A 20436-nucleotide genomic window follows, 5' to 3' on the forward strand; every position below is an offset into this window, starting at 1 on the left:
GTCACACAGGACGCACGACGAGTGTCAGGTCCGTCTTCGTCTCCGGGGTAGCGACGACGACGTCGATGGCGACGGCGACGAACGTCGTCTCTCCCGCTCGTTCCTGGACGACGACGCCGTCGTCTACGACACACGGTCCGAACGCGCGGGCCGGACCATCCGGACAGTTGCTGTCTGCCCATCCGGACGCGACGGACGCGTTCGTCGAAAGCGAGACGCCACCGCCACCGGTGTACGCGCGTTCGATTCGGACGAGTTCTGTACCGAGACGAGACTCGAAGTCGTCGACGGCAGACGCTCTGGCCGGCCACCCGTACTGTCCGTCGACGTCTGCGGTCACCGCTTCGACGGCGCCCTCCGTCGCTTCGGCGACGTCTTCGACGGGCGGGGGTTCCGTCCCACCCAGCGGGGCGAGTTGCGCGTGAACGACGAGGAGACTGAGCAACGCGACGACGACGATGGCACCGGAGACGAGAACGAGTTGGCCGCGCTCGTCGCTCGACTCCGGGCAGACTCGCTTCGGCAACACGCCGCGACGCCGACTCATGGGTACCATACCTCCACCGTCGCCGTACACCCGGGAACGACGGCAGGTGCGCTCGCGGTGCGAGCACGCTCTGGCGGTGGTGTTCCGGCCGTCCCGACTGGCGTCCGAATCGACACGAACGCACTGTCCGGAAGACTGCTCGACGCAACCGAGTGCAATTGCGTCGCTCGCGTGTCGAACTCCTCGGGCGACGTACAGGCCGTTTCGAGAAGTGTCCCAGTCTCGCCTGCCGGCACAGTCGCCACCATCGATGCCGCATCAGTCGCCTGCTGGTCGAGTGACGCACTCACTGCTGGCGTCGGTGTGAGGGCGAACCCTGCGGCCACGACGAGAATGAAGAGCGTCGCAACCGTCCCTTCGACCACGGTCAACGAGAGTTGGCCACGAGACTGGGAGCGCGGCGTTCGTCTCCGGTCACGCATCGACAGTCACCTCGACCTGTGCGGTTCGTGTCTCGAACAGCGTCGCCGTCGCCGTCACCGTCCCTTCTGGCGGGTCCCCCACGGCGTCGACTCGAACCTCGGGAGTCGTGTACGAAGAGACGGCGACGACGTACGACCCGTCGATACCGCCCGGTTCGTGCAGGACGACTCTGTCGCCGATGCGAACCGTTCGAACGGTCGTATTGTTGACCGGGGCGACGTCGACGCGAATCTCGTCGGTCCGGCCGTCGAGTGTCGTCGCGGTTTCGTTGCCGAGTTCGATGTCCTCGGTGACGGTGCGGTTCTCGACGACGACGACGCTCCGTGAGACGGTGACGCCGTCGGTGACAGGTCCGCGGGTGGCGACGTCTCGGCCGTCGAAGCGGACGCGGAACGAAACGCCGCGAAGTGACGGGATAGCAGTCGCGAGTTCCGACGCGTTCGTCGCGTTGGCGAGCGACGGTGCGACGTATCCTTGTGCAGTCGTCAGCGGCGAGTCTGTGACCAGTGCGTCGCTCGCGCGTTCGACCCGGTGTTGTTCGAGTGAATTCCCATCGGCATCCGACAGTGCCCGGTCGGCGGCGACGATGCTCCCAGCGGTCACCACCGTCAGGAGGACGAGCGCCACCGTGAGTCCGGCGAGCGTCGTCTGCCCGCGGCGGGAGTCAGTCGATGTCGTTCTCCCACTCCACCGACTGGGTCGTCGCGGACCGTCAGGCACCGTCGCCTCCTGTGTCGACCGAATCGCCGTTCAGGAGTTCGAGCGTCGTCCCGTCATCGCCGACGACGACGCGGACGACGTTGTCCGTCCCGCTGTCCCACGTCCCAGAGACGTTCACGGACGGCGGGAGCGTGACCGGAATCTTCCGGTCGAACGAATCACGCGGGTGGTCGAGGACGAGTGCGGGAGACGTCGCGTTCGGGTCGCTCCCGAACGAGGCGTTCGCACGGTACTCGATTCGGTAGGTGGCCCGCCGGATAGTCCGCGGGAGGTTCACACTGGCCTGCCGGTGTCCACCTACTGCCGTCGCAGGGACAGTTGCCGTCGTCTCTACGCGTTCGGTCGCCGTCGATATCGTCCGCTCTGCGACTTCGTGAGCGACTGCGTCACGGTGGTCTGGGACGACACCGCCGAACAGCACCGTCGCCAAGAGACCGATGAACAGGACGACGATTGCCGCTTCGAACGCCTTCCCGACGACTGGGACGACGGCGCGACGAGCGGTTCGAAGTGTGGGTCTCTCGCCACCAGTTCGACGCCTCTCATCCACGGTCGACCACCACCGTCAGATTGTACCGGGCCACCGCGAACGTGCGCTCGTCCGGAACCGTCGCGACGACGCTCGGGATGCCGTCGTCGTCGAAGTCAGTGCGTGTCGTGCCGAATCCCTGCCGCTCGAACGACCGTTCCCACGCGTCGGGCGTGGCGGTTTCGACGGCGACTGTGTAGCTATCGGTGGGGAGCGTGGTCACGTTCCGAGTCGCAGTCGCGCGGAGTTCGGCACCGCCGCCGAGTCCACCACCATCGGCCGACGCCCCCGTCAGTGTCGGGAGCGGAAGGAACGCTGCGTCGCCAGCGAACGACAGCGGAACGGGCGTGACGAGTCGGGCGTTCGCTCTCGTCCCCCGGACGACAGCACCGCCGACGAACGCGACTCGATGGCCGCCGAAGGTGGCGACGTAACCGTCGGCGTCGTAGGTCCTGGGTTCGCCGTCTTCGGAGATGAGTCGGACGGTGCGGTTCACGCGAGCGAACTCGCCGTCCGTGACGTGAATCGGGTGACTCTCGTTGGTCCCGTCGAAGACACCGTCTCTGAGCGACGTGAAACCGTTTGTCGCGGCGTCCGCGTCGGCGGTGGACAGTTGCGCGTCGACCAGTCCGCCGACGCTCGCCGTCAACAGACCGATTGCGACCACGCCGATGCCGAGCAAGAGCGCGACGCCGACGACGTTGGATTGGCCACGCGAGGTGTCGGTCACGCTCAAATCAGTCCGCCTCCTGCGTAGACGAGATAACAGATTGCGACGAGGATGGCCGAGTGGAGGAGCGCCTCGTAGCGCCCCCGACTCGCCGTGCCGGCGAACCACCCGGACGCGAGCATCGTCGCCTGCGTGACGACGTACATCCGGTAGCGGTCACGAGAGAGGTCCACCGCGCCGGCGTCGATGGCGAACGACCCAGTCGTCGAGAGCGACGAGAGCTGTGCGAACCCGTCGAAGACGTGGACGGTGACGGCGACGGTGATACCGACGACCAGCAGTGCGGTAGTCCACCCGACGGCGACGTAGACGAGCAACCCCGAGCGGAGCGCTCGTTTCTCGTGATAGAGACGGCCGATTTCCGTCTGAAGCGTGTCGAAGACGGTTCCAGTGTCACTGCCGCCGTCGAGCGCACCCACGACGAGGCCGATAGTCTGTTCGGCCATCGGCGTCCCGACGCGCTCGACGAAGCGTTCGAGAGCGGCGGTCCGGAGGTTCACGTCGGTGCCGGCGCTCGGAGCGGTGAGTCTGAGGTTGAGTGCGAGGTCCGCCACGTCCGCGTCGAGTGGGCCGAGGTCGACGTCTTCGCCCACGCGTTCGACCGCCGCCGCGAACGGACGCCCGAGACTGACGTGTCCGGAGACGGCGTGGACGAAGTCTTTCAACTCGCGGTCTTTCGCGTCGTCGAGGCGAGCGCGGCGGACGCCGACGAGACCGACCGGGAGCGCGTAGGCGACGTAGCCTGCGAGCGTCGCCCCGAACGCGTCGGCACCGACGAGCGCGGTGGTCACGGCGACGACGACTGCCGGCGTCACGAAGACGACTGCGGCACTGGCCGGGTTCGTCAGCGCCGTCGCGAGCGTGTCGAGTGTCCCCCCGGTGCGGTCGTAGTCGACGGATTGGTCGGGCGGCCGAAGACCGGCGACGAGGAGACTCGCACCGAGTCCGACACCGACGATGAACGCCGCACTGGCGTAGACGACCACGCCACGGACTGTCGTCGACCCGACGGGGGTGACGACGGGGTCCGAGAGACCGGGCGCGATGACGCTCATCACCGTCAGGACGATGACGAGGAGCGACGGCAGGACGAGGAGGACGATGAACAACTCCGCGAGGAGTTCGAGAAAGCCCTCTGCTCTGTCGCGGGCGCGGTCCTGTCTGTGTCCGAGCATCCGACTCTCCATGTGGAGGTAGTTCCGGAGTGCGTCGTCACCCTGCCCGGCGTGTTCGCGGAACTTCAGGAGGAACGGTGAGAGCATCCCCTCCGAGGGTGTGTCGCGGGCGACACGGCGCAGGCCCTCGTTGACGTTTCCGGTCAGCGAGGCAGTGTTGAGGACGCCACGGAACGCGACTGCCGTCTCGCCGTAGGCGTCCGTCTCGGCGACGCGCCGAAGCATCGCGCGTGGGCCGTCGCTCCCCGACGAGAGCACGTGAAGATAGCGCACTGCGCCGGGGAGCGTCCGCTCGATGTTCTCTCGTCTAGCGGCGGCCCGCCACCCGAGGTACCGCCCGGCGACGAGGAGGACGACACGACGTACTGCCACCGCGACGACGAGAGCGGCCAGTGCTGCGACGGGAAGGCGGGGGACGACGGGTATCGAGACGCCCCCGACGAGTGGAACGACGGCCCGCATGAAGTCGAGCGCGTCGGTTATCACGGTGTTCGGAATCGCGAGCACGACGAGTATCGTCGGTGCCGCGACGAAGAGGCCGAATAGCCACGCCAGACCGTACGCGCGGGCGAGATAGAGGTCGAAACTCATCCGCAGGTCGGTTCCGCGGTAGCGCCGCCTGTCTCTGTCGTGTCGCGAGGCGTCGGCGTGGCGGGCGAACAGGGCGTACAGCGCTCTGTCGAGCACCGAGAGCGAACGAACGTGTCCGACGCGTCTGTCGTCGAGGCCGGTGTCGAACCCGGTCACGGTTCGCCCGCCGAACTCCGTTCGGCCATCCGGCGTCTGACTCGTTCGACCGTCGCCGCTTCGTCGGTTCGGAGGTCCGAGAGGAACCCGAACAGTTCGTCGACGTCGGTGAGGCGTTCCTGTGTGAGATACTCCACGTATCGATGTTTGCGGTGGAACTCACGTTCGACCGCTTCCACCTCTCTGTCCGTCGCTTCGGCGATGCGGTGGAACAGTCGAATTCCGACGCGTCGGTGGTCGTCACCCAACTGCGGGTGTTCGTACGAGAGGTCGAACGACCCGTCCGGCGTCCGTCGTGTGATGGAGTTCCAGTGGAGCGTCCGCCCGTCTTTCTCGACGACGCCACGCCGCCCCCACGTCTCGTCGTACTCCGACTCGGGGACGAGTTCGACCACTTCGGAGACGTACCGCTCGCCGTCGACCTTGTGGGGGAAGACGACCAGGTCGAGTTCGCGGAGCAGATAGGCCGGAAGTCCCTGCTCGATGACGCGGTTCACGAGCGTCTCGACGTCGGCGGCGTGCGTGGTTCCGATGACGCCGTGGCCGGTGTTGAGCGTCTCTGCGAACGTCGCGAACGACTCCGGCGTGTTGATTTCGGCGATGACTTCGACGTCCGGGTTGAGGTAGTTCGCCTCCGTCATCAGGTCGGCCATGGCGACGCGTTTGAACTCGGATTCGTGGTCGCGCGTGGTGAGTGAGACGCCCGTCTCGTGCGGCAAGTGGACCTCTCTGGACCCCTCGTCGATGCTGATGGGACGGTGGTCGTAGGGGATAAACGGCATGTGCGCGTTCATCAGCGTCGTCTTGCCCACACCGGTCGCCCCCGAAAACAGCACGACACCGTGGTGTTCGTAACACAACCACAGCAGGGTCACGAGTTCTGTCGAGAGCGACCCGCTCTCGATGAGGTCGACCGGTGTGAGCACGTCACCGGACTGCTTGCGAATCGAGACGTGTGGACCGCCATCGGAGATGACAGGTAACGCGACGGCACAGCGTATCGTCTCGTCTGGGTCGTCCGACGGGTCACCACCGACGGACCCCGGACGGAGGTTCACCTTCGCACTCGGGTTCGAGGCGTTCAACTCGACGCCGTCTGCGGCAGCGAGTTGCGTCACGACGTTGGTGAACTCCGTCTCGTCTTCGAAGACGAGGTTCGTCGGGACGCGCAGGCCACCGCGTCCGGTCACGCTGGCCCGCGGGATGACTTTCACGCGCTCTCTGACGCGATTCGCCTCCACGTCTTCGAGGTGTGGGTCGCGGATGGGGACCGTCAGGATACCTTCGCCGACGTAGTCACGGAGGACGTAGTAGACCAAATCGTCTAGGCGGTCAACTGCGAATCGCTGGTCGACCGGCGGGAGAGCGAGGCCGTACTCCGCGAGCGCAGACCGGACGCGGAACCGCGTCGCATCGACCCACGCCTTCGTGTTGCGGGCGGTGAGTCGACGCGAGAGGAACTCGCGGGCGCGCTCTCGAACGAACCCGACACGGTCGGAGACCACGTCGTCGACGTTCGCCTCCCAGATTCGTTCTTTGCACTCTTCTATGAGTTCGGTGTCGCCCGGCACGAGGTCAGGTTCGAGCACCGCGTACTTGGTGGCGAACCGGTCGTCGCCGAGGAGGCGGTCACGGTAGACGACGACGTCCACGTCGTATCCGGCGAACGGAACGGTGTAATGCTGGATGCGCTCGGCGGCGATTCGGTCGGCGAAGGCAACGTCCGAGTCGAACGCCGTCGTCGCGGGGGCGAAGTCTTCGGTGTGGACGACGAGTTGTTCTGACCCATCGCCGCGCCCAGCGTCGACGACGTCGATTCGGTCGTCCAGTGCGAGTGGCGTCACGTCGCCGAGGAGACGCAGGTCAGAGAGCGTGTAGTGTTCGACTCGTCGCCGTGCCGGTGGTGTCAGGTCGAGTAATCTGTCGAGGATACGCCGGTACTTCGGTGAGAGTCCGGCGGACGCACGCTCTGCTGCACCTTCGCGGGTCAGGGGTCGGCGTCGAGTGACCGTCGAGAAGTGGTCGCGAACCGTCTCTAGCGCCTGCGACTCTCGCACACCGAGCGTGGGTTCTCGAACCTCGTACGCGAACCCGTGGTCGGCGTCGCTGATGGTCACCACCGTGTTGGGTGCGACTTCGTACTGTGACCGGACCGTCGGCGCGTACCACGCCGCTGGGTCGTCCGGCGGCACCGGCGCTGGGATGCTCGCTTCCTCGTCGGGCGTCGGGGAGGTGCCAATTTCGAGTGTCGGAGTGGCGTCGTCTCGCTCGGTAGTATCACCACTGGTAGTCATACTCCGGAGTTGTCTGAGTTTCGTATTTAAAATTTGACCGTGAGAATTCATCGTCGATAGAGAACGAGAAATAGGCCACAGAGTGCCATTTCAACCAGTGAAACGGAGATATCTACGGACTCGATATTGCCCAAAAAGTAGGGAAATTTACAGGAGCAGAAAACCAGAGTATCAAATCTGAATTTGGCGAGAGCGACGAAGGGGTGCTGAAGCAGTCCGTCCACGACGACCAGTCCGACGGCACACAGTCGTCGACTGTCTCTCGCCGACCCCGTTGTTTCGGACAGCGTACTGCTCGACTGGCATCTCAGACGTCCGGCCGCGAATATTTATTCCCCCTTCTCAAATCGAGTGCCATGACAACAACCCACGATGTCGTCGTCGTCGGTGGCGGCCTCGCCGGCCTCGCTGCCGGTCGGCGTCTGCAGGACGACGGTATCGATACCGTCGTGGTCGAGGCACGTAATCGAGTCGGAGGGAAGAGTTACACGACACACACCGAGTACGGAGACGTCGTCGAGTACGGCGGACAGTGGGTCGGTGCCGACCAGGACCACGTCCTCTCGCTCGTCGCGGAGTTCGACATCGACACACGACCACAGTACGGTGAGGGCGCCGTCGTGAGTCGTGTCGCCGGTGAGGTGTACGTCGAACCAACGTACGTGGACGCGCTTCGAGCGCTTCCCGGAGACGCCGGGGCCGAACTCCTCGAAGCGTTCGCGGAAATCGAGCGCTGTGTCCAACAGGTTCCGAGAGAGCGACCACAGGATGCACCCCACGCAGACGAGTGGGACGCCATGACGCTACAGACGTGGGCCAACCAACAGTTCGAATCGCCAGAGGCCCGCGCAGCATTCGAACGGATGATTCCGGGTATCTACACGGCCGACCCCTCGGATATCTCGTTTCTCTTCTTCTGTTACTACGCGAGAACTGCCGGCGGGTTCGATATGGTCGCTGGCCTCGACGAGGAACAGGACTCACACACCGACGTCGTCGTCGACGTGCAGTCAATTTCACAGTCGATAGCAGAGGAACTCGGAGCGGCAGTCCACTATGGACGACCAGTCACCAGAATCGTCCAGGACGACGACAGCGTGACCGTCCACACTCCCGACCGGACGTACGCCGCACGATACGTCGTCGTCGCCGTGCCGCCGACGCTCGCCGGTCGCATCGACTACGACCCTGCGATGCCGCCTGCCCACGACGAACTCACACAGCGGATGCCGAACGGAACTGTCGTCAAGTGCCACCTCCGATACGAGGACCCGTTCTGGCGCGATGATGGCTTGTCGGGGCTCGTCGAAGACGACGTCGGGCCCGGTGACTACTTCTTCGACGATGGGTATCCGGAGGGTGAGACTGGTCGTCTGGTCGGGTTCATCTGTGGCGACAACGCCCGCGAGTGGGCAGACCGAACATCTGCAGACCGCCGCACGGCACTCACAGCGCAGTTGGCGTCGGTGTTCGACGACGACCGATTCGAGGCCCCTATCGACTATCTCGACCAGTCGTGGCCGTCCGACCCGTACTCGCGGGGTGCATACCACGGGTATCCGACGCCCGGAACGATGACGGCCTGCTGGGATGTGATTCGGGAACCAGTCGGCAGGATACACTGGGCAGGTGCGGAGAGGGCGACGCACTGGTACGGCCACATGGACGGTGCGATTCGTTCTGGGAGACGCGCCGCCGCCGAGATACAGTCCAGACTCGCGTGACCGTACAGACTACTGACGAATGAAACTCGACCTCGACCTCGACGACCGATTCAGAGACGGAATCGAAGCCGAAGGCGGTGAACCCAGTTCTCGCGAACACGTCGCACCTCAACGACCTCCGGTCGGCTATCACCCGACTGAAAGTGCTGTACGCGGACGAGTTCGGAGAGATATTGCGGACGTAGGACGAAGACTCCGCGGCATCGACGAGGGACGCCGACGTTTCAGCCGAGGTGCCGTGGACCGCTCGCCCCGAGCACGTTCGCGTAGAGCGTCACCGCCGGGAGCACCGTCTCGACGGGGCCGTGACGGAACTGGTCTGCGAGTTCACGAAGTGCCGTCACGTCGTCGTCGGTTAGCCCCATCTCTCGGAGGTCAGCGGGTGCGAGTCGCGGCGTGTAGGGGAGCGACGACACGTGTGCTTCGGCGGAGGACCACGACGAGACACAGGCCGCCTCGAACGCCGTCGATTCGAGGACCGGTTTGAGGTCATCCCACATCGTCTCGAGGAGCGATGGCCACTGTGCGAGACTGCGATAGATGGTCGGGAGGCCCGAGTCGAATCCGTGGACGCGCTGGATGGCGGCCACAGTGTCGGCCAGCGAGTCGGGGACTGCTTCGAACGGAATCATCGTGACGGACCGCCCCTGTTCTGTGTTGGACTCGGGGAACGGCGCAGTGGACCCCCACGTTTCGTCGGGAGACGTCCCGACAGCGTCACCCGAGAGTGCGGTGTCGAGTAGGTCGAAGACGAACGCGAGCCGAGGCACGACCGTATCGAGTGTGACGAGTTGCCCCCGTGCTTCGCGGAACTCCGCCGGTGACAGGTCGACAGCAGACGGCGTGTACGTCGGGAGCGACCGGTCGTCTTCGAGGACGGTGAGGACGGTGTCGCGGTATTCGACGACGTAGCGGGCGAACGCACGCGTCTCGAACGCCGGTTTGAGTTGCCCCCACGCGTACCGGAGGAAGGCAGGTTGGTTGGCCGCGAGCGTCCGAAAGAACCAGTTGACGACCGGTGCTCGAAACGTCGCCTGGATATCGTCGTAGAGACCACGTTGCCACCCCTCGGCGTCAGATTCGTACACCTGCTGGCTCACGTCTATGGTCATGGTAGTACATCACACAAGAGGGAACGTGATAGGCGTTCTGTCACTCGAACAGGAGTGCAGGGAGGGGGCTGTCACCGAGTCGGCCGACTACTGTTCGTGGTGCCCGAGGACGCGCACCTTCGGTGGGGGTATCGTCGGTTGTGAGGTGGGATACCCGAGTGCCTGCCGCGCCATCACGACCAGTTGTGCGAACGCCGGAAGCGGGTCAGACCGGTCGATGATGTCGAAGTAGACGCCGTCTTCGACGAGCGGAAAGAACTCGTCGAGCGCAGCTTCGTCGCGTCGACTGAGGAGGTTCAGTAGGTCCCCCGGCAACAGGTAGCGACACTTGACGCCAGTGGGGTACGTCAGCACTGGCTCTGGGTCGAGTCCCAATGCGCACTGTACCAGTAACCACGGGAACTCGACGCCGACCCGGTACGGGAGGTGGAGCGACCCCCAGAATCGCGGATTCACTTCGAGGAGTTGCGGCGTGCCGGTTCGCGGGTCGTTTTTGAACTCGACCATCGCGACGCCCTGCCAGTCGACGTCTTCGAGCAGTGCTTTCCCCGCCTCGAACAGTCTGTCGTCGCGGATGCTCTCGCGGAGCGTCGAGGGACCACCGTCCGGTGGGAACTCGCGAAGGCGCTGGTACTCGAAGCGCGCTTTTATCTCCCCGTTCCACCGGAGAAACGCCGCACCCATTCCACGGCCGTCTTTCGGAACCTGTTCTTGGATTATTGGGTAGGGGTCCCACTGACTCGCGGCCCGATAGGCGTCGAGGAGCGACGCCGGGTCGTCGACGTACTGGACGCCTTTCGACCCTGCCCACGCTCTGGGTTTGATGACGAGCGGAAACGTCAGGTCGGCGGCCAACTCCGAGACGTCGTCACCGTGTTCGGGATACACCGTCCGTGGGTGTGGGATACCCAACTGCGCTGCTCGCTGCATCACGAAGTCCTTCCGCACGAGACGGTCGAACTTGTCGGCGCCGGCGACTGGAACGAGCGTGTGTTCGGCGAACAGGTCCCGGTGTTTGTTGACGAGATAGGTCGTCTCGTGGTCCATCGGGAGGAGCACGTCGACGTCGTTCTGTCGGAGATACGCGTCGAGCGTGTCCACGAACGCCTCCGGGTGGGTTCGCGGGTCGGGATAGACGAAGCGTTCGTCCACGTGTTTCGAGGCGAACGTCGTCGCGATTCGTGACGCCTCGCCACAGACCACGCGGACGCCGTGGTCTCCGAGTGACCGAGCGACTGCGAGCGAACTTCGAGACCGGCCGTCCGTCACGAGGACGGTCGTCATGGGGGGTACTCACTCTCGACCGACAGAGTACGCTGCCGCTCGTGGGTCGATAGCCCGGGTCTACTGCTGTCGCATCTCCGGGCACCGCGCCCGCCAACTAACTCGTCGAATCCGGAACGCGCAGTGGCCGGATGTACGGCACGCTCTCGGAGGCCTCTGGGGACCAGCATGGGCCAGTATACTCACGGTGAAATAATCAATCTATGTCAACAGTATTACTTTACATAATATATACCAGATAGGATTACGAACGTGAACTCCGTGTGGGGGAGACAGTGGCGAGACTCGACAGGACGAATATGTTCGGGTTATCGCTGATACGGTTCGCAGACGAATATTCTGTCCATGGATTCGAAGGCTATCGACACCACCGAGAGGACACCGCACACGACGACGACTGTCGAGGCGCGGTTCACCGGACACGTTCGGACGGAACTGGGGATGCACCGACTGGAGTACACGTTCGAGGGCGACACCCTCCGCGAGTTCCTCGACGCCTTCTTCGACGAATACGACGTTCGTGAGTTGGTGATGGCGGAGCGAGAGTCGGAGGCGACGACTCGTGGATGGATCAAAGCCGAACACCTCCCCGGAACGTGGCGAAAGAACCCGGAGGGCGAACAGACGCGAGCGTACGCGCGAGTGATGGTGAACGGCCACTTCAACGAGAACCTCGACGGGTTAGATACGAAACTCGAAGACGACGACCGGGTGGCACTCGTCAACCCCTTCATGTACTGTGTGTGACTGCCCGCTCTCGCGGGGCGTACCTTTAGGACGGTTCACCGATTATCTCACCTATGTCGTCTACTTCTGATACCCCGCCCCGAGAACGCGGCCCACACGAAGTGTTCTGTCGAAACTGTGGCGACGTCATCGACAGAGAGGCGGAAATCTGTCCGTCCTGTGGCGTCCGCCAGCGACCACCGCCGAAGTCGTCGACCGATTCGGCGGTCGAGGACCTCTTAGAGGGTGGCAACCCGTTCGTCGCGGCGTTGCTGTCGGCAATCTTCCCGGGCCTCGGACAGATATACAACCGCGAACTCGAACGCGGACTCGCGTTCGTCGTCGTGACCATCCTCGCGGCGCTCTCGACGCTCGTCTTCGTCGGGTTCCTGCTGTTCCCCGCGGTGTGGCTCTTTGCCATCTACGACGCCTACACGCGGGCCGAACTGCGGGCGGAGGAGTTACGGGCCGAAAAAGAGGCTCTCGGCGTCCCCGTCACAGAGTCGACGGGAGTCGAGACGACGACTGCGGACGACGACGAAACAGACCCGACTGCGGACGACGAAACAGACGAGGAGGACGGAATAGACGAGGAGGACGGAACAGACGAAGAAGACACGGTAGCGACGACGGACGAGTCGGACCCGGAGACAGAGCAGACGACGGGCGACGCAGTCGCAGACGAGACAGCAGACGACGAGAAATCGTCGTAAGTCACCGCTCCAATTTTCGACCGGGCGACACCCCAATCGTCGTCGGTCTACTCTTCGGCCTTCGCGTCCCAGTCCGGCGGCAGTAACGGGTCGGGGTCCTCGTGGACGAACTCCACGCCTTTCTCGGGGTCCAGCGGATGGACTCTCGTCTTCATCGTCTCGCCTTCCTTCAGGAGCGAGAACATTCGGTCCGTCTCGGCGAGACGGTAGTACAGCGGGAAGAAGAGTGCGACTTCGTCCTCGGTGGCGCGGACGACGAGCGTCAGGTAGACTAGCCCGCCTTTGACCGCCCGAAACGCCTCGTACTCGTCGATGGTGACGCCGTCGAGCGCCGACTCGATGTCGGGATAGATATCGTCACCGACCACCACGTCGAGGCCGACGTGCTCGACGACGCTGTCGCCTGTCCCCGGAACGGGAACCACGTCGCCGGGGATGGCGACGACGACGTCCCAGTCACGCTCTCGATAGTCGTCTGCGAGCGCCTCGCACTCTTCGACCACCGTCTCCCACGTGTTCGACGATTCCGAAAGCGGATGTTTGTCCATGCGAAATCGTGTCGGAGAGCGCTACCTAAACCTTCGCTTTGCTGTCGCTTCAGCGGGGGCCTGGGCACGAGTCACGGTGACGACCGGTTCGACGTGAATTTCCTGCCGAAAAACCGTTGTACCGAGCCTCTCGATTCCGGCAAAAATTAAAAAGTTATTTCATCACATGCAGGTCACTCACAAACAATGACAGACCTGCTCTCTCTTTCGGACCTCCGGACGCAGTTCGCGACAGACCGTGGTCGCGTCAAAGCGGTCGACGGCATCGACCTGACCGTCCGTGAAGGGGAGACCGTCGGCCTCGTCGGCGAATCGGGGTCCGGAAAGAGTGTGACTGCCCTCTCGACGATGGGACTCATCGACAGCCCCGGTGAAATCGCCTCGGGGAGCGTCGAACTGGAGAGCGCGCACCTCGCAGACGACTTCCGCAAACAGTACAACGACCCCGCGTTCGTCGATGGCGACGTCATCGACCTAGTGAAAGCACCTGAGGAGGCGCTTCGTGCGATTCGTGGCAGCGAAATCGGGATGATTTTCCAGGACCCGATGACGTCGCTCAACCCCTCGCTGACGGTCGGTGAGCAAGTCGCCGAGAGTCTCCGACTCCACCAGTACGGTGGTCGCCGAAAGGACTCGTGGTTCAACGCCGTTCGCGAACTCCTGCCGAAGATTAGCCGCGACATCGACGACGAAATCGTCGAGCGAACTATCGAGGTGCTCGAATCGGTCGGGATTCCCGAACCCGGTGCACGAGTCGACGAGTACCCACACGAGTTCTCCGGCGGGATGCGCCAGCGTGTCCTCATCGCCATCGCACTCGCGTGTCAACCACGGATGCTCGTCGCCGACGAACCGACGACGGCACTCGACGTGACCATCCAGGCGCAGATTCTCGACCTCATCGACGGCCTGCAGGAGGACCTCGGGATGTCGGTGCTCATGATTACTCACGACCTCGGCGTCGTCGCCGAGACCTGTGACCGCGTCGCAGTCATGTACGCCGGGGAAATCGTCGAGGAGGGACCGGTCGACGAGATATTCCACAACCCGTCGCACCCCTACACCTACACGCTTCTCGAATCGCTCCCGAGCGAAGAAAAAGAACGGTTGACGCCAATCGCAGGGAACGTCCCGGACCTCATCGACATGCCCGAGGGGTGTCACTTCGCACCGCGGTGTCCGTGGGCGACATCCGAGTGTACCGCCGGTGAGATTCCGTACAAACAACACGGGCCCGACGGCGTCAGTCACCAGTCGAAGTGTATCCTCGACGACTTCGACACGAGCGAGTACGGAACGGACGCCATCGGGACGAAACAGACCTCCGAACCGTCGGACACGCCGCTTCTCGAAGTCGATGGCCTCCAGAAGTACTACCAGCAGGGTGAGGGCCTGTTGGACCGCGTTCTCGGCGCAAAAGAACAGAGCGTGAAGGCAGTCGACGGTATCGACTTCACCGTCTACGAGGGCGAGACACTCGGCCTCGTCGGTGAGTCGGGGTGTGGAAAGTCCACTGCCGGTCGGAGTCTCTTGCACCTGACGCCGCCGACGGACGGACGGGTCGTCTTCGCAGGGACGGACCTCGAAGAACTCGACAGCGACGAACTGCGGGCGATTCGTCGCGACATGCAGATGATTTTCCAGGACCCGCTGTCGTCGTTAGACCCCCGGATGACCGTCGGCCAGACTATCCGCGAACCGCTCAAGGTACACGACTTGCCGGCGTCGGACCCCGACGTGCGGGGCGAAGTCGAGACCGATATCTCGGGCATCGACCCGAACCGCGTCACGGTCACCGTGAGCGACGAAATCGACGCCATCGTCGGGTCGTCCGACGGGGTTGCGACGGCCCACGTCATCGTCTCGGTCACCGGTTCAGAGGTGGACGTCTCCATCGAGGAACGACTCAGAGTCGACGTGGAAACCGACCGCGAGGGCGACACGGTGACGGCAGTCGACGTGAGCGTCTCACCGGGTGCGTCGGGACGTGAACGCCGGCGCCGGAGAGTCCACCAACTGCTCGACGCAGTCGGGTTAGAAGTCGGGCAGTACGACCGCTACCCGCACGAACTCTCGGGCGGACAGCGCCAGCGCGTCGGTATCGCTCGTGCACTCGCCGTCGACCCCGACTTCATTGTCGCCGACGAACCCGTCTCGGCGCTCGACGTGAGTGTCCAGGCGCAGATTCTCAACCTGCTCGAAGACCTCCAAGAGCGGTTCGGCCTGACCTACCTCTTTATCGCACACGACCTCTCTGTCGTCCGGCACATCTCCGACCGCATCGCCGTGATGTATCTCGGCGAAATCGTCGAAGTCGCCCAGACGGACGAACTGTTCGACGACCCGAGACACCCCTACACGCAGGCACTCCTGTCCGCGATTCCGGAACCTGACCCCGCGGCGTCTACCGACGACCGAATCATCCTCGAAGGCGACGTGCCGAGTCCCATCAACCCGCCGTCTGGGTGCCACTTCCGGACGCGGTGTCCGCAAATCATCCCACCGGGGAACCTCGACATCGAACAGGCGGCCTACCGCGAAGTGATGGACCTCCGTCAGCGCATCGAGAAAGAAGCCCTCGACGTGTCGAGCGCTCGCAAAGATGCGGCCGCCGACGCTGCAGAACCAGCACAGGTGACCGCAGACGGCGGGACTGCCGACCGTGACGAGGTGGTCGAAGCACTCCGCGAATCTCACCTCTCGCATACACTGTCGCCAGCCTTGACCGACGAAATCGATAGGGCGCTCGGATTCGTCGTCGACGGCGACTGGGACCGGGCGAGTGAGGTCCTCGCCGAACAGTTCGAGAGCGTCTGCGAACGGTCGGTGCCGAAGCTCGGTACCACCGACCATCCCGCCGCGTGCCACCTGTTAGACGACTAACTTATTCTGTACTCGATTTCGAGGTAATCTCTTTTCGGTACGCACGCAATATTACCGTGTTGAGTCGCTCTCGTCTCTCATTTGTCCGACGAGCGGTTCGTTATTTTTATAGGCTGTCCTAGATAGTTACTCGTATGTCACAAGATGGCAATACAGTCTCCCGACGTCGCTTCCTGAGCGCGGCGGGGACGGCCGCGGCCACCGCGGCACTCGCTGGTTGTACCGGCGGCGGAGACGGCGACGAGACCACCACCGAAGGCGGTAACGGTGGCGGCGACACGACCGAAACCGAGACCGAGGGTGGCAACGGTGGCGACGACGGGTCGCCGCAGGTCCTCCGTTACGGGCGTGGCAGTCACTCGCCGACGCTCGACTTCCAGAACAGTACGAGCGGTGAGGTTGCGAAGGTCACCGAACAGCTCTACGACACGCTCATCAACTTCGAACCGGGTCAGTCGACGTTGACGCAGGGTCTCGCGACGGAATACAGTCTCGAAGGCCAGACGGCGTCCATCACGCTCCGCGAGGGCGTCACGTTCCACAACGGTGAGGAGTTCACCGCACAGGACTTCGTCGCGACGTACCGCCGCTTCGTCGACAGCGACTACGAGTACTACGGTGGCGACGACTACGTCTCCGCCTACGGTCCGTTCACGCTCGGTGCGTGGATCGACGAGATTCAGGTCGACGGCGACTACTCGATGACCATCCAGCTGACCCAGACGTACGCGCCCTTCCTGCGCAACCTGGCGATGTTCGCGGCCGCCGTTCACTCCCAGGCCGCAATCGAGGAGTACGGCACCGACCTCAACAAGAACCCGGTCGGGACCGGTCCGTTCCAACTCGAGAACCTCGACGACGCGAACGAACTCATCCGTCTGTCGGCGAACCCCGACTACTGGGGCGACGGTCCGAACGTGGACGAAGCCGTCTTCGTCACCATCGGCCAGAACTCCACGCGTGCGCAGTCACTCGCGAGCGGTGAACTCGACATCATCGACGGCCTCGGCGCACAGTCGTCCATCCAGGTCGAAAACGCGAGTAACGCCGAACTCGTCCGCACCGAGGGTATCAACATCGGCTACATGGCGTTCAACATGGCGAACCGCGAGGAGTTCCGTGACCGCCGTGTCCGGCAGGCAGTGAGTTACGCCATCAACACCGAAGCCATCGTCAACGAGATTTACTCTGGCTTCGCGACGCAGGCGAGTCAGCCACTCCCGCCGAACGTCCTCGGCCACAACGACAACCTCGACCCGTACCCGTACGACCCCGAGGAGGCACAGCGCCTCCTCGACGAAGCGGGCTACGGTGACGGCTTCACGTTCGAACTCGCGACGTTCCAGAACCCGCGTGGGTACAACCCGTCGCCGATTCAGACCGCAGAGACCGTCGCGTCCAACCTCGGCGACGTCGGCATCGAAGTCGAAATCAACCAGCAGTCGTTCGGTCCGTTCCTCGAATACACGGCACAGGGACGCCACGACGCCTGTTTCCTCGGTTGGTACACCGACAACGCCGACCCGGACAACTTCATGTACGTGCTGCTGCACCCGCAGGTGGAAGAAGACCAACTCACCGACGGGCAGGACTGGGTCAGCTTCGACACCGAAGGCTACAACACCAGTAACCGCTCCGCGTGGGCGAACCAAGAGTACATGGACCTCGTCGAACAGGGGCAGGCCTCTTACGACGAATCCGAGCGTCAGGAGCTCTACAACGAGGCGAACCAGATTGCACACGAGGAGGCACCGTGGGTCTACCTCGACTACGCCGACGAACTCCGTGGCGTCTCCAGTCGCGTCAGCGGGTTCCAGATTGCGGCCATCAGCGGGCCGTACCTCAACCTGGTCAGCCTGAACTAAGGGACTGACCCGTCTTTCCATTCATGATTTCGACACGATTCGTACTCAAGCGGCTGCTGTTGCTCGTTCCGGTGCTGGTCGGAGTGGCGTCGCTGGTCTTCGCCATCCTGCACCTCTCTCCGGGCGACCCGGCGTTGACGATTGCCGGTGAACGGGCCAGCGAGGAGTTCGTCCAGCAGGTCAGGGAGAGCCTCGGCCTGAACGACCCCATCTGGGTCCAGTACGGACGCTTCCTCCTCGACGCGGCCCAGTTCGAGTTCGGCGAGTCCTTCATCATCCAGCGTAACACGGCTGTCAGCGAGGTTCTCCGGAACAAACTGCCAGTCACGCTGGAACTCGCCATCTACGGGCAACTCATCGGCATCTCGCTCGGCATCCCGCTGGGCATTTTGAGTGCCGTCAAACAGGACAGCATCACGGACCACCTCACCCGTATCGGCGCGCTCGCCGGTATCAGCGTGCCAATCTTCTGGAGCGGCCCGCTTCTCATCCTGCTTTTCGCGCAGGTTCTCGGGTGGTTGCCGACGAGCGGCCGGATTTCGGTCCTCTACAACGTCGAAGCGATTCGGGTGACCGGACTCGTCACCGTCGACACGCTCCTCGCCGGCGAGTGGGAGATGTTCGTCTCGGCAGCGAGACACATGATTCTCCCGGCGTCGGTCATCGGTATCTACTCGATGGCGCTCATCTCTCGGATGATGCGCTCGTCGATGCTGGAGGTCATCCGGCAAGACTACATGCGGACTGCGCGGGCGAAGGGCCAGGGGGCGAAGATTACGGTCCTGAAGCACGGCTTCCGCAACGCAATGATTCCCGTCATTACGGTCATCGGCATCCAGTTCGGTGGCCTCCTCGGCGGTGCAGTGCTGACGGAGACGGTGTTCGCCATCGGCGGCATCGGAACGCTGCTGGTCGAAGCCATCAAGGTCGGTGACTATCCCATCGTTCAGGGGACAGTGCTGACGTTCGCGTTCCTGTTCACGCTGGTTAACCTCGGCGTCGACATCACCTACTCCATCCTGGACCCACGCATCGAACAATGAGCACCGACACGAAAACCACGACGAAGACGACGGTGGACGCGAACCAGCGCGGCCTCATCGACCGCCTGACAGCGTCGCCGTTCATCTCCAAACTCCTCTCGAATCGCCTCGCGCTGGCGGGTATCATCATCATCGTCGCGATGGTGGTCATCGCAATCTACGCCAGACTGTTCATCGACCTGGAGGTTATCACCCAGTCACAACTGGGGACGAACCCGAACCGCGCCGCGCCGAGTCTCGAATACCCCTTCGGGACCGACGGACAGGCGCGTGACCTCCTCCCGCGCGTCGCGTACGGTGCGTGGTACGCGATGCTGTTCGGCACCGTCACCGTCGCGGCATCGACGACGATCGGTGTCGGCCTCGGCATCATCGCGGCGTACTACAGCGACATGACGGACAACGTCATCATGCGAACGATGGACGTGTTGCTCGCGTTCCCCTCGCTGCTCCTGGCGCTGGCACTCGTCGCTATCTTCCCCGACGAACTCGGTCTCTGGCGGGCGGTTGCCGCGCTCACCCTGGTCTACACGCCGCGATTCGCTCGCGTCGTTCGCGGGGCGGCGTTGACCGTCCTCGAAAACGAGTATATCGACGCGAGTGTCGCGCTCGGTGCGGCCGACCCGCGCGTGCTCGTTCGGCACGTCCTGCCGAACTGTCTCGCACCCATCACGGTGCAGAGTACGCTCAACTTCGGCCTCGCTATCATCGACCTGGCGGCACTCTCGTTCCTCGGGTTCGGGGCCGCCGCGGGGACGCCCTCGTGGGGACTGATGCTCTCGAACGGCGTGAGTCAGGGCCTCCTCACCGGCGTCTGGTGGTGGTCGTTCTTCCCCGGGTTCTTCCTCGCACTCACCGTGCTCGGATTCAACCTCCTCGGTGACGGGATGCGCGACGCACTCGACCCACGGATGCGCGAAGCAGTCGACTAACACACCATGTCCACGGCACCCGACCGTCAGGCGGCAGACCGCCCGACGCTCACCGAACGGGTGACCGTTCGACTCCACCTCGTCGGCACGGCACTCGTCGCCGGCGTGGTCGTTGCGGGCGTCGCCGTGGCCGGGTTCGCTCTCGTGGGCGACGCGTCCAGTGCCGTCGATACCGTCTTCGCACTCGGGTCGCTCGTGTTCGGATTCGGCCTCCTCGGGTGGTCGGGTGCCGTCGCACTCGGCACCGGCATCGAGGCGATGCAAGAGTTCCTCGACACGAAAACGGGGTGGACCGAACCCGACGCCCGTCGGGCGATGACCCGCATCCTCGGATTCGGCCTCGGCATCATGGTCGGAACGATGCTCGTCGGGTCGGCCCTCGCCGGGTCGCTCTTCTGACTCGAACGACGCCCTGCCTCGGTGGTTCGGGCGACGTTCTTC

The 20436-nt window shown here is 63.8% G+C and carries 17 protein-coding genes and 1 pseudogene; 8 read left to right on the forward strand and 10 right to left on the reverse strand.

Going from position 1 to position 20436, the window contains the following annotated elements; genetic code table 11:
- Position 1: 1 nt before the first annotated feature.
- The 7 genes from ACK3R5_RS02560 to ACK3R5_RS02590 are packed head-to-tail and all read right to left on the reverse strand — an operon-like array spanning position 2 to position 7165.
- Complete coding sequence (locus ACK3R5_RS02560; protein ID WP_411967968.1) at positions 2-547, reverse strand: hypothetical protein; 546 nt, start codon at positions 545-547, stop codon at positions 2-4.
- Positions 544-969 (reverse strand): hypothetical protein, encoded by a 426-nt coding sequence (locus ACK3R5_RS02565; protein ID WP_411967969.1) that lies wholly within the window; start codon positions 967-969, stop codon positions 544-546. The genes ACK3R5_RS02560 and ACK3R5_RS02565 overlap by 4 nt, the downstream gene beginning before the upstream one ends.
- Positions 962-1690 carry a hypothetical protein gene (locus tag ACK3R5_RS02570; protein ID WP_411967970.1) on the reverse strand — a complete coding sequence of 243 codons (729 nt, stop codon included), beginning with the start codon at positions 1688-1690 and terminating at the stop codon, positions 962-964. Before ACK3R5_RS02570 ends, ACK3R5_RS02565 begins: the two co-directional genes overlap by 8 nt.
- The gene (locus ACK3R5_RS02575; RefSeq protein ID WP_411967971.1) at positions 1683-2240 is read right to left on the reverse strand and encodes a hypothetical protein; all 558 of its coding nucleotides are present in this window, start codon (positions 2238-2240) and stop codon (positions 1683-1685) included. Before ACK3R5_RS02575 ends, ACK3R5_RS02570 begins: the two co-directional genes overlap by 8 nt.
- Positions 2233-2955, reverse strand: a complete 723-nt coding sequence (locus tag ACK3R5_RS02580; RefSeq protein WP_411967972.1) for a hypothetical protein — start codon at positions 2953-2955, stop codon at positions 2233-2235. The genes ACK3R5_RS02575 and ACK3R5_RS02580 overlap by 8 nt, the downstream gene beginning before the upstream one ends.
- Entirely contained in the window at positions 2952-4871 is a 1920-nt protein-coding gene (locus ACK3R5_RS02585) for a type II secretion system F family protein (RefSeq protein ID WP_411967973.1), read from the reverse strand. The genes ACK3R5_RS02580 and ACK3R5_RS02585 overlap by 4 nt, the downstream gene beginning before the upstream one ends.
- On the reverse strand, positions 4868-7165 hold the full coding sequence (locus tag ACK3R5_RS02590) for a type II/IV secretion system ATPase subunit (protein ID WP_411967974.1): 2298 nt from the start codon (positions 7163-7165) through the stop codon (positions 4868-4870). Before ACK3R5_RS02590 ends, ACK3R5_RS02585 begins: the two co-directional genes overlap by 4 nt.
- Positions 7166-7521: 356 nt before the next feature.
- Here ACK3R5_RS02590 and ACK3R5_RS02595 point away from each other — a divergent pair, with 356 nt between their 5' ends.
- Positions 7522-8889: a flavin monoamine oxidase family protein gene (locus ACK3R5_RS02595; protein WP_411967975.1), complete on the forward strand. Its 1368-nt coding sequence runs from the start codon at positions 7522-7524 to the stop codon at positions 8887-8889.
- 224 nt (positions 8890-9113) lie between these two features.
- On the opposite strand, the gene ACK3R5_RS02600 is transcribed toward ACK3R5_RS02595, so the two are convergent.
- Together ACK3R5_RS02600 and ACK3R5_RS02605 are read right to left on the reverse strand one after the other, a co-directional pair.
- Positions 9114-10001: a halocarboxylic acid dehydrogenase DehI family protein gene (locus ACK3R5_RS02600; RefSeq protein WP_411967976.1), complete on the reverse strand. Its 888-nt coding sequence runs from the start codon at positions 9999-10001 to the stop codon at positions 9114-9116.
- A gap of 87 nt (positions 10002-10088) precedes the next feature.
- A complete protein-coding gene (locus ACK3R5_RS02605) occupies positions 10089-11285 on the reverse strand; it encodes an ATP-grasp domain-containing protein (protein WP_411967978.1) in 1197 nt (398 codons plus the stop codon).
- A gap of 345 nt (positions 11286-11630) precedes the next feature.
- On the opposite strand from ACK3R5_RS02605, the gene ACK3R5_RS02610 reads away from it, so the two are divergent.
- Both ACK3R5_RS02610 and ACK3R5_RS02615 read left to right on the forward strand, forming a co-directional pair.
- Positions 11631-12032: a pterin cluster protein gene (locus ACK3R5_RS02610; protein WP_411967979.1), complete on the forward strand. Its 402-nt coding sequence runs from the start codon at positions 11631-11633 to the stop codon at positions 12030-12032.
- 53 nt (positions 12033-12085) lie between these two features.
- Positions 12086-12574: pseudogene (locus ACK3R5_RS02615) on the forward strand (zinc ribbon domain-containing protein); the annotation flags it as partial.
- A gap of 197 nt (positions 12575-12771) precedes the next feature.
- Here the strand turns inward: ACK3R5_RS02615 and ACK3R5_RS02620 are convergent.
- Positions 12772-13272 (reverse strand): hypothetical protein, encoded by a 501-nt coding sequence (locus tag ACK3R5_RS02620; protein ID WP_411967980.1) that lies wholly within the window; start codon positions 13270-13272, stop codon positions 12772-12774.
- 186 nt (positions 13273-13458) lie between these two features.
- Between ACK3R5_RS02620 and ACK3R5_RS02625 the strand changes: the two genes are divergently transcribed.
- The 5 genes from ACK3R5_RS02625 (at position 13459) to ACK3R5_RS02645 (ending at position 20394) form a co-directional block, all read left to right on the forward strand.
- On the forward strand, positions 13459-16155 hold the full coding sequence (locus tag ACK3R5_RS02625) for a dipeptide ABC transporter ATP-binding protein (RefSeq protein WP_411967981.1): 2697 nt from the start codon (positions 13459-13461) through the stop codon (positions 16153-16155).
- 134 nt (positions 16156-16289) lie between these two features.
- Complete coding sequence (locus ACK3R5_RS02630; protein ID WP_411967982.1) at positions 16290-18020, forward strand: ABC transporter substrate-binding protein; 1731 nt, start codon at positions 16290-16292, stop codon at positions 18018-18020.
- Positions 18021-18043: 23 nt separating this feature from the next.
- Positions 18044-19063 (forward strand): ABC transporter permease, encoded by a 1020-nt coding sequence (locus ACK3R5_RS02635; RefSeq protein ID WP_411965494.1) that lies wholly within the window; start codon positions 18044-18046, stop codon positions 19061-19063.
- Positions 19060-19995 carry an ABC transporter permease gene (locus ACK3R5_RS02640; protein WP_411965496.1) on the forward strand — a complete coding sequence of 312 codons (936 nt, stop codon included), beginning with the start codon at positions 19060-19062 and terminating at the stop codon, positions 19993-19995. The genes ACK3R5_RS02635 and ACK3R5_RS02640 overlap by 4 nt, the downstream gene beginning before the upstream one ends.
- Positions 19996-20001: 6 nt before the next feature.
- Positions 20002-20394, forward strand: coding sequence for a hypothetical protein (locus ACK3R5_RS02645; RefSeq protein ID WP_411967984.1), 393 nt, complete (start codon positions 20002-20004; stop codon positions 20392-20394).
- The last annotated feature ends 42 nt before the right edge of the window (positions 20395-20436 follow it).

The organism is Haloferax sp. YSSS75 (assembly GCF_046764215.1).
In the GTDB taxonomy this organism is placed as follows: Archaea; Halobacteriota; Halobacteria; order Halobacteriales; family Haloferacaceae; genus Haloferax.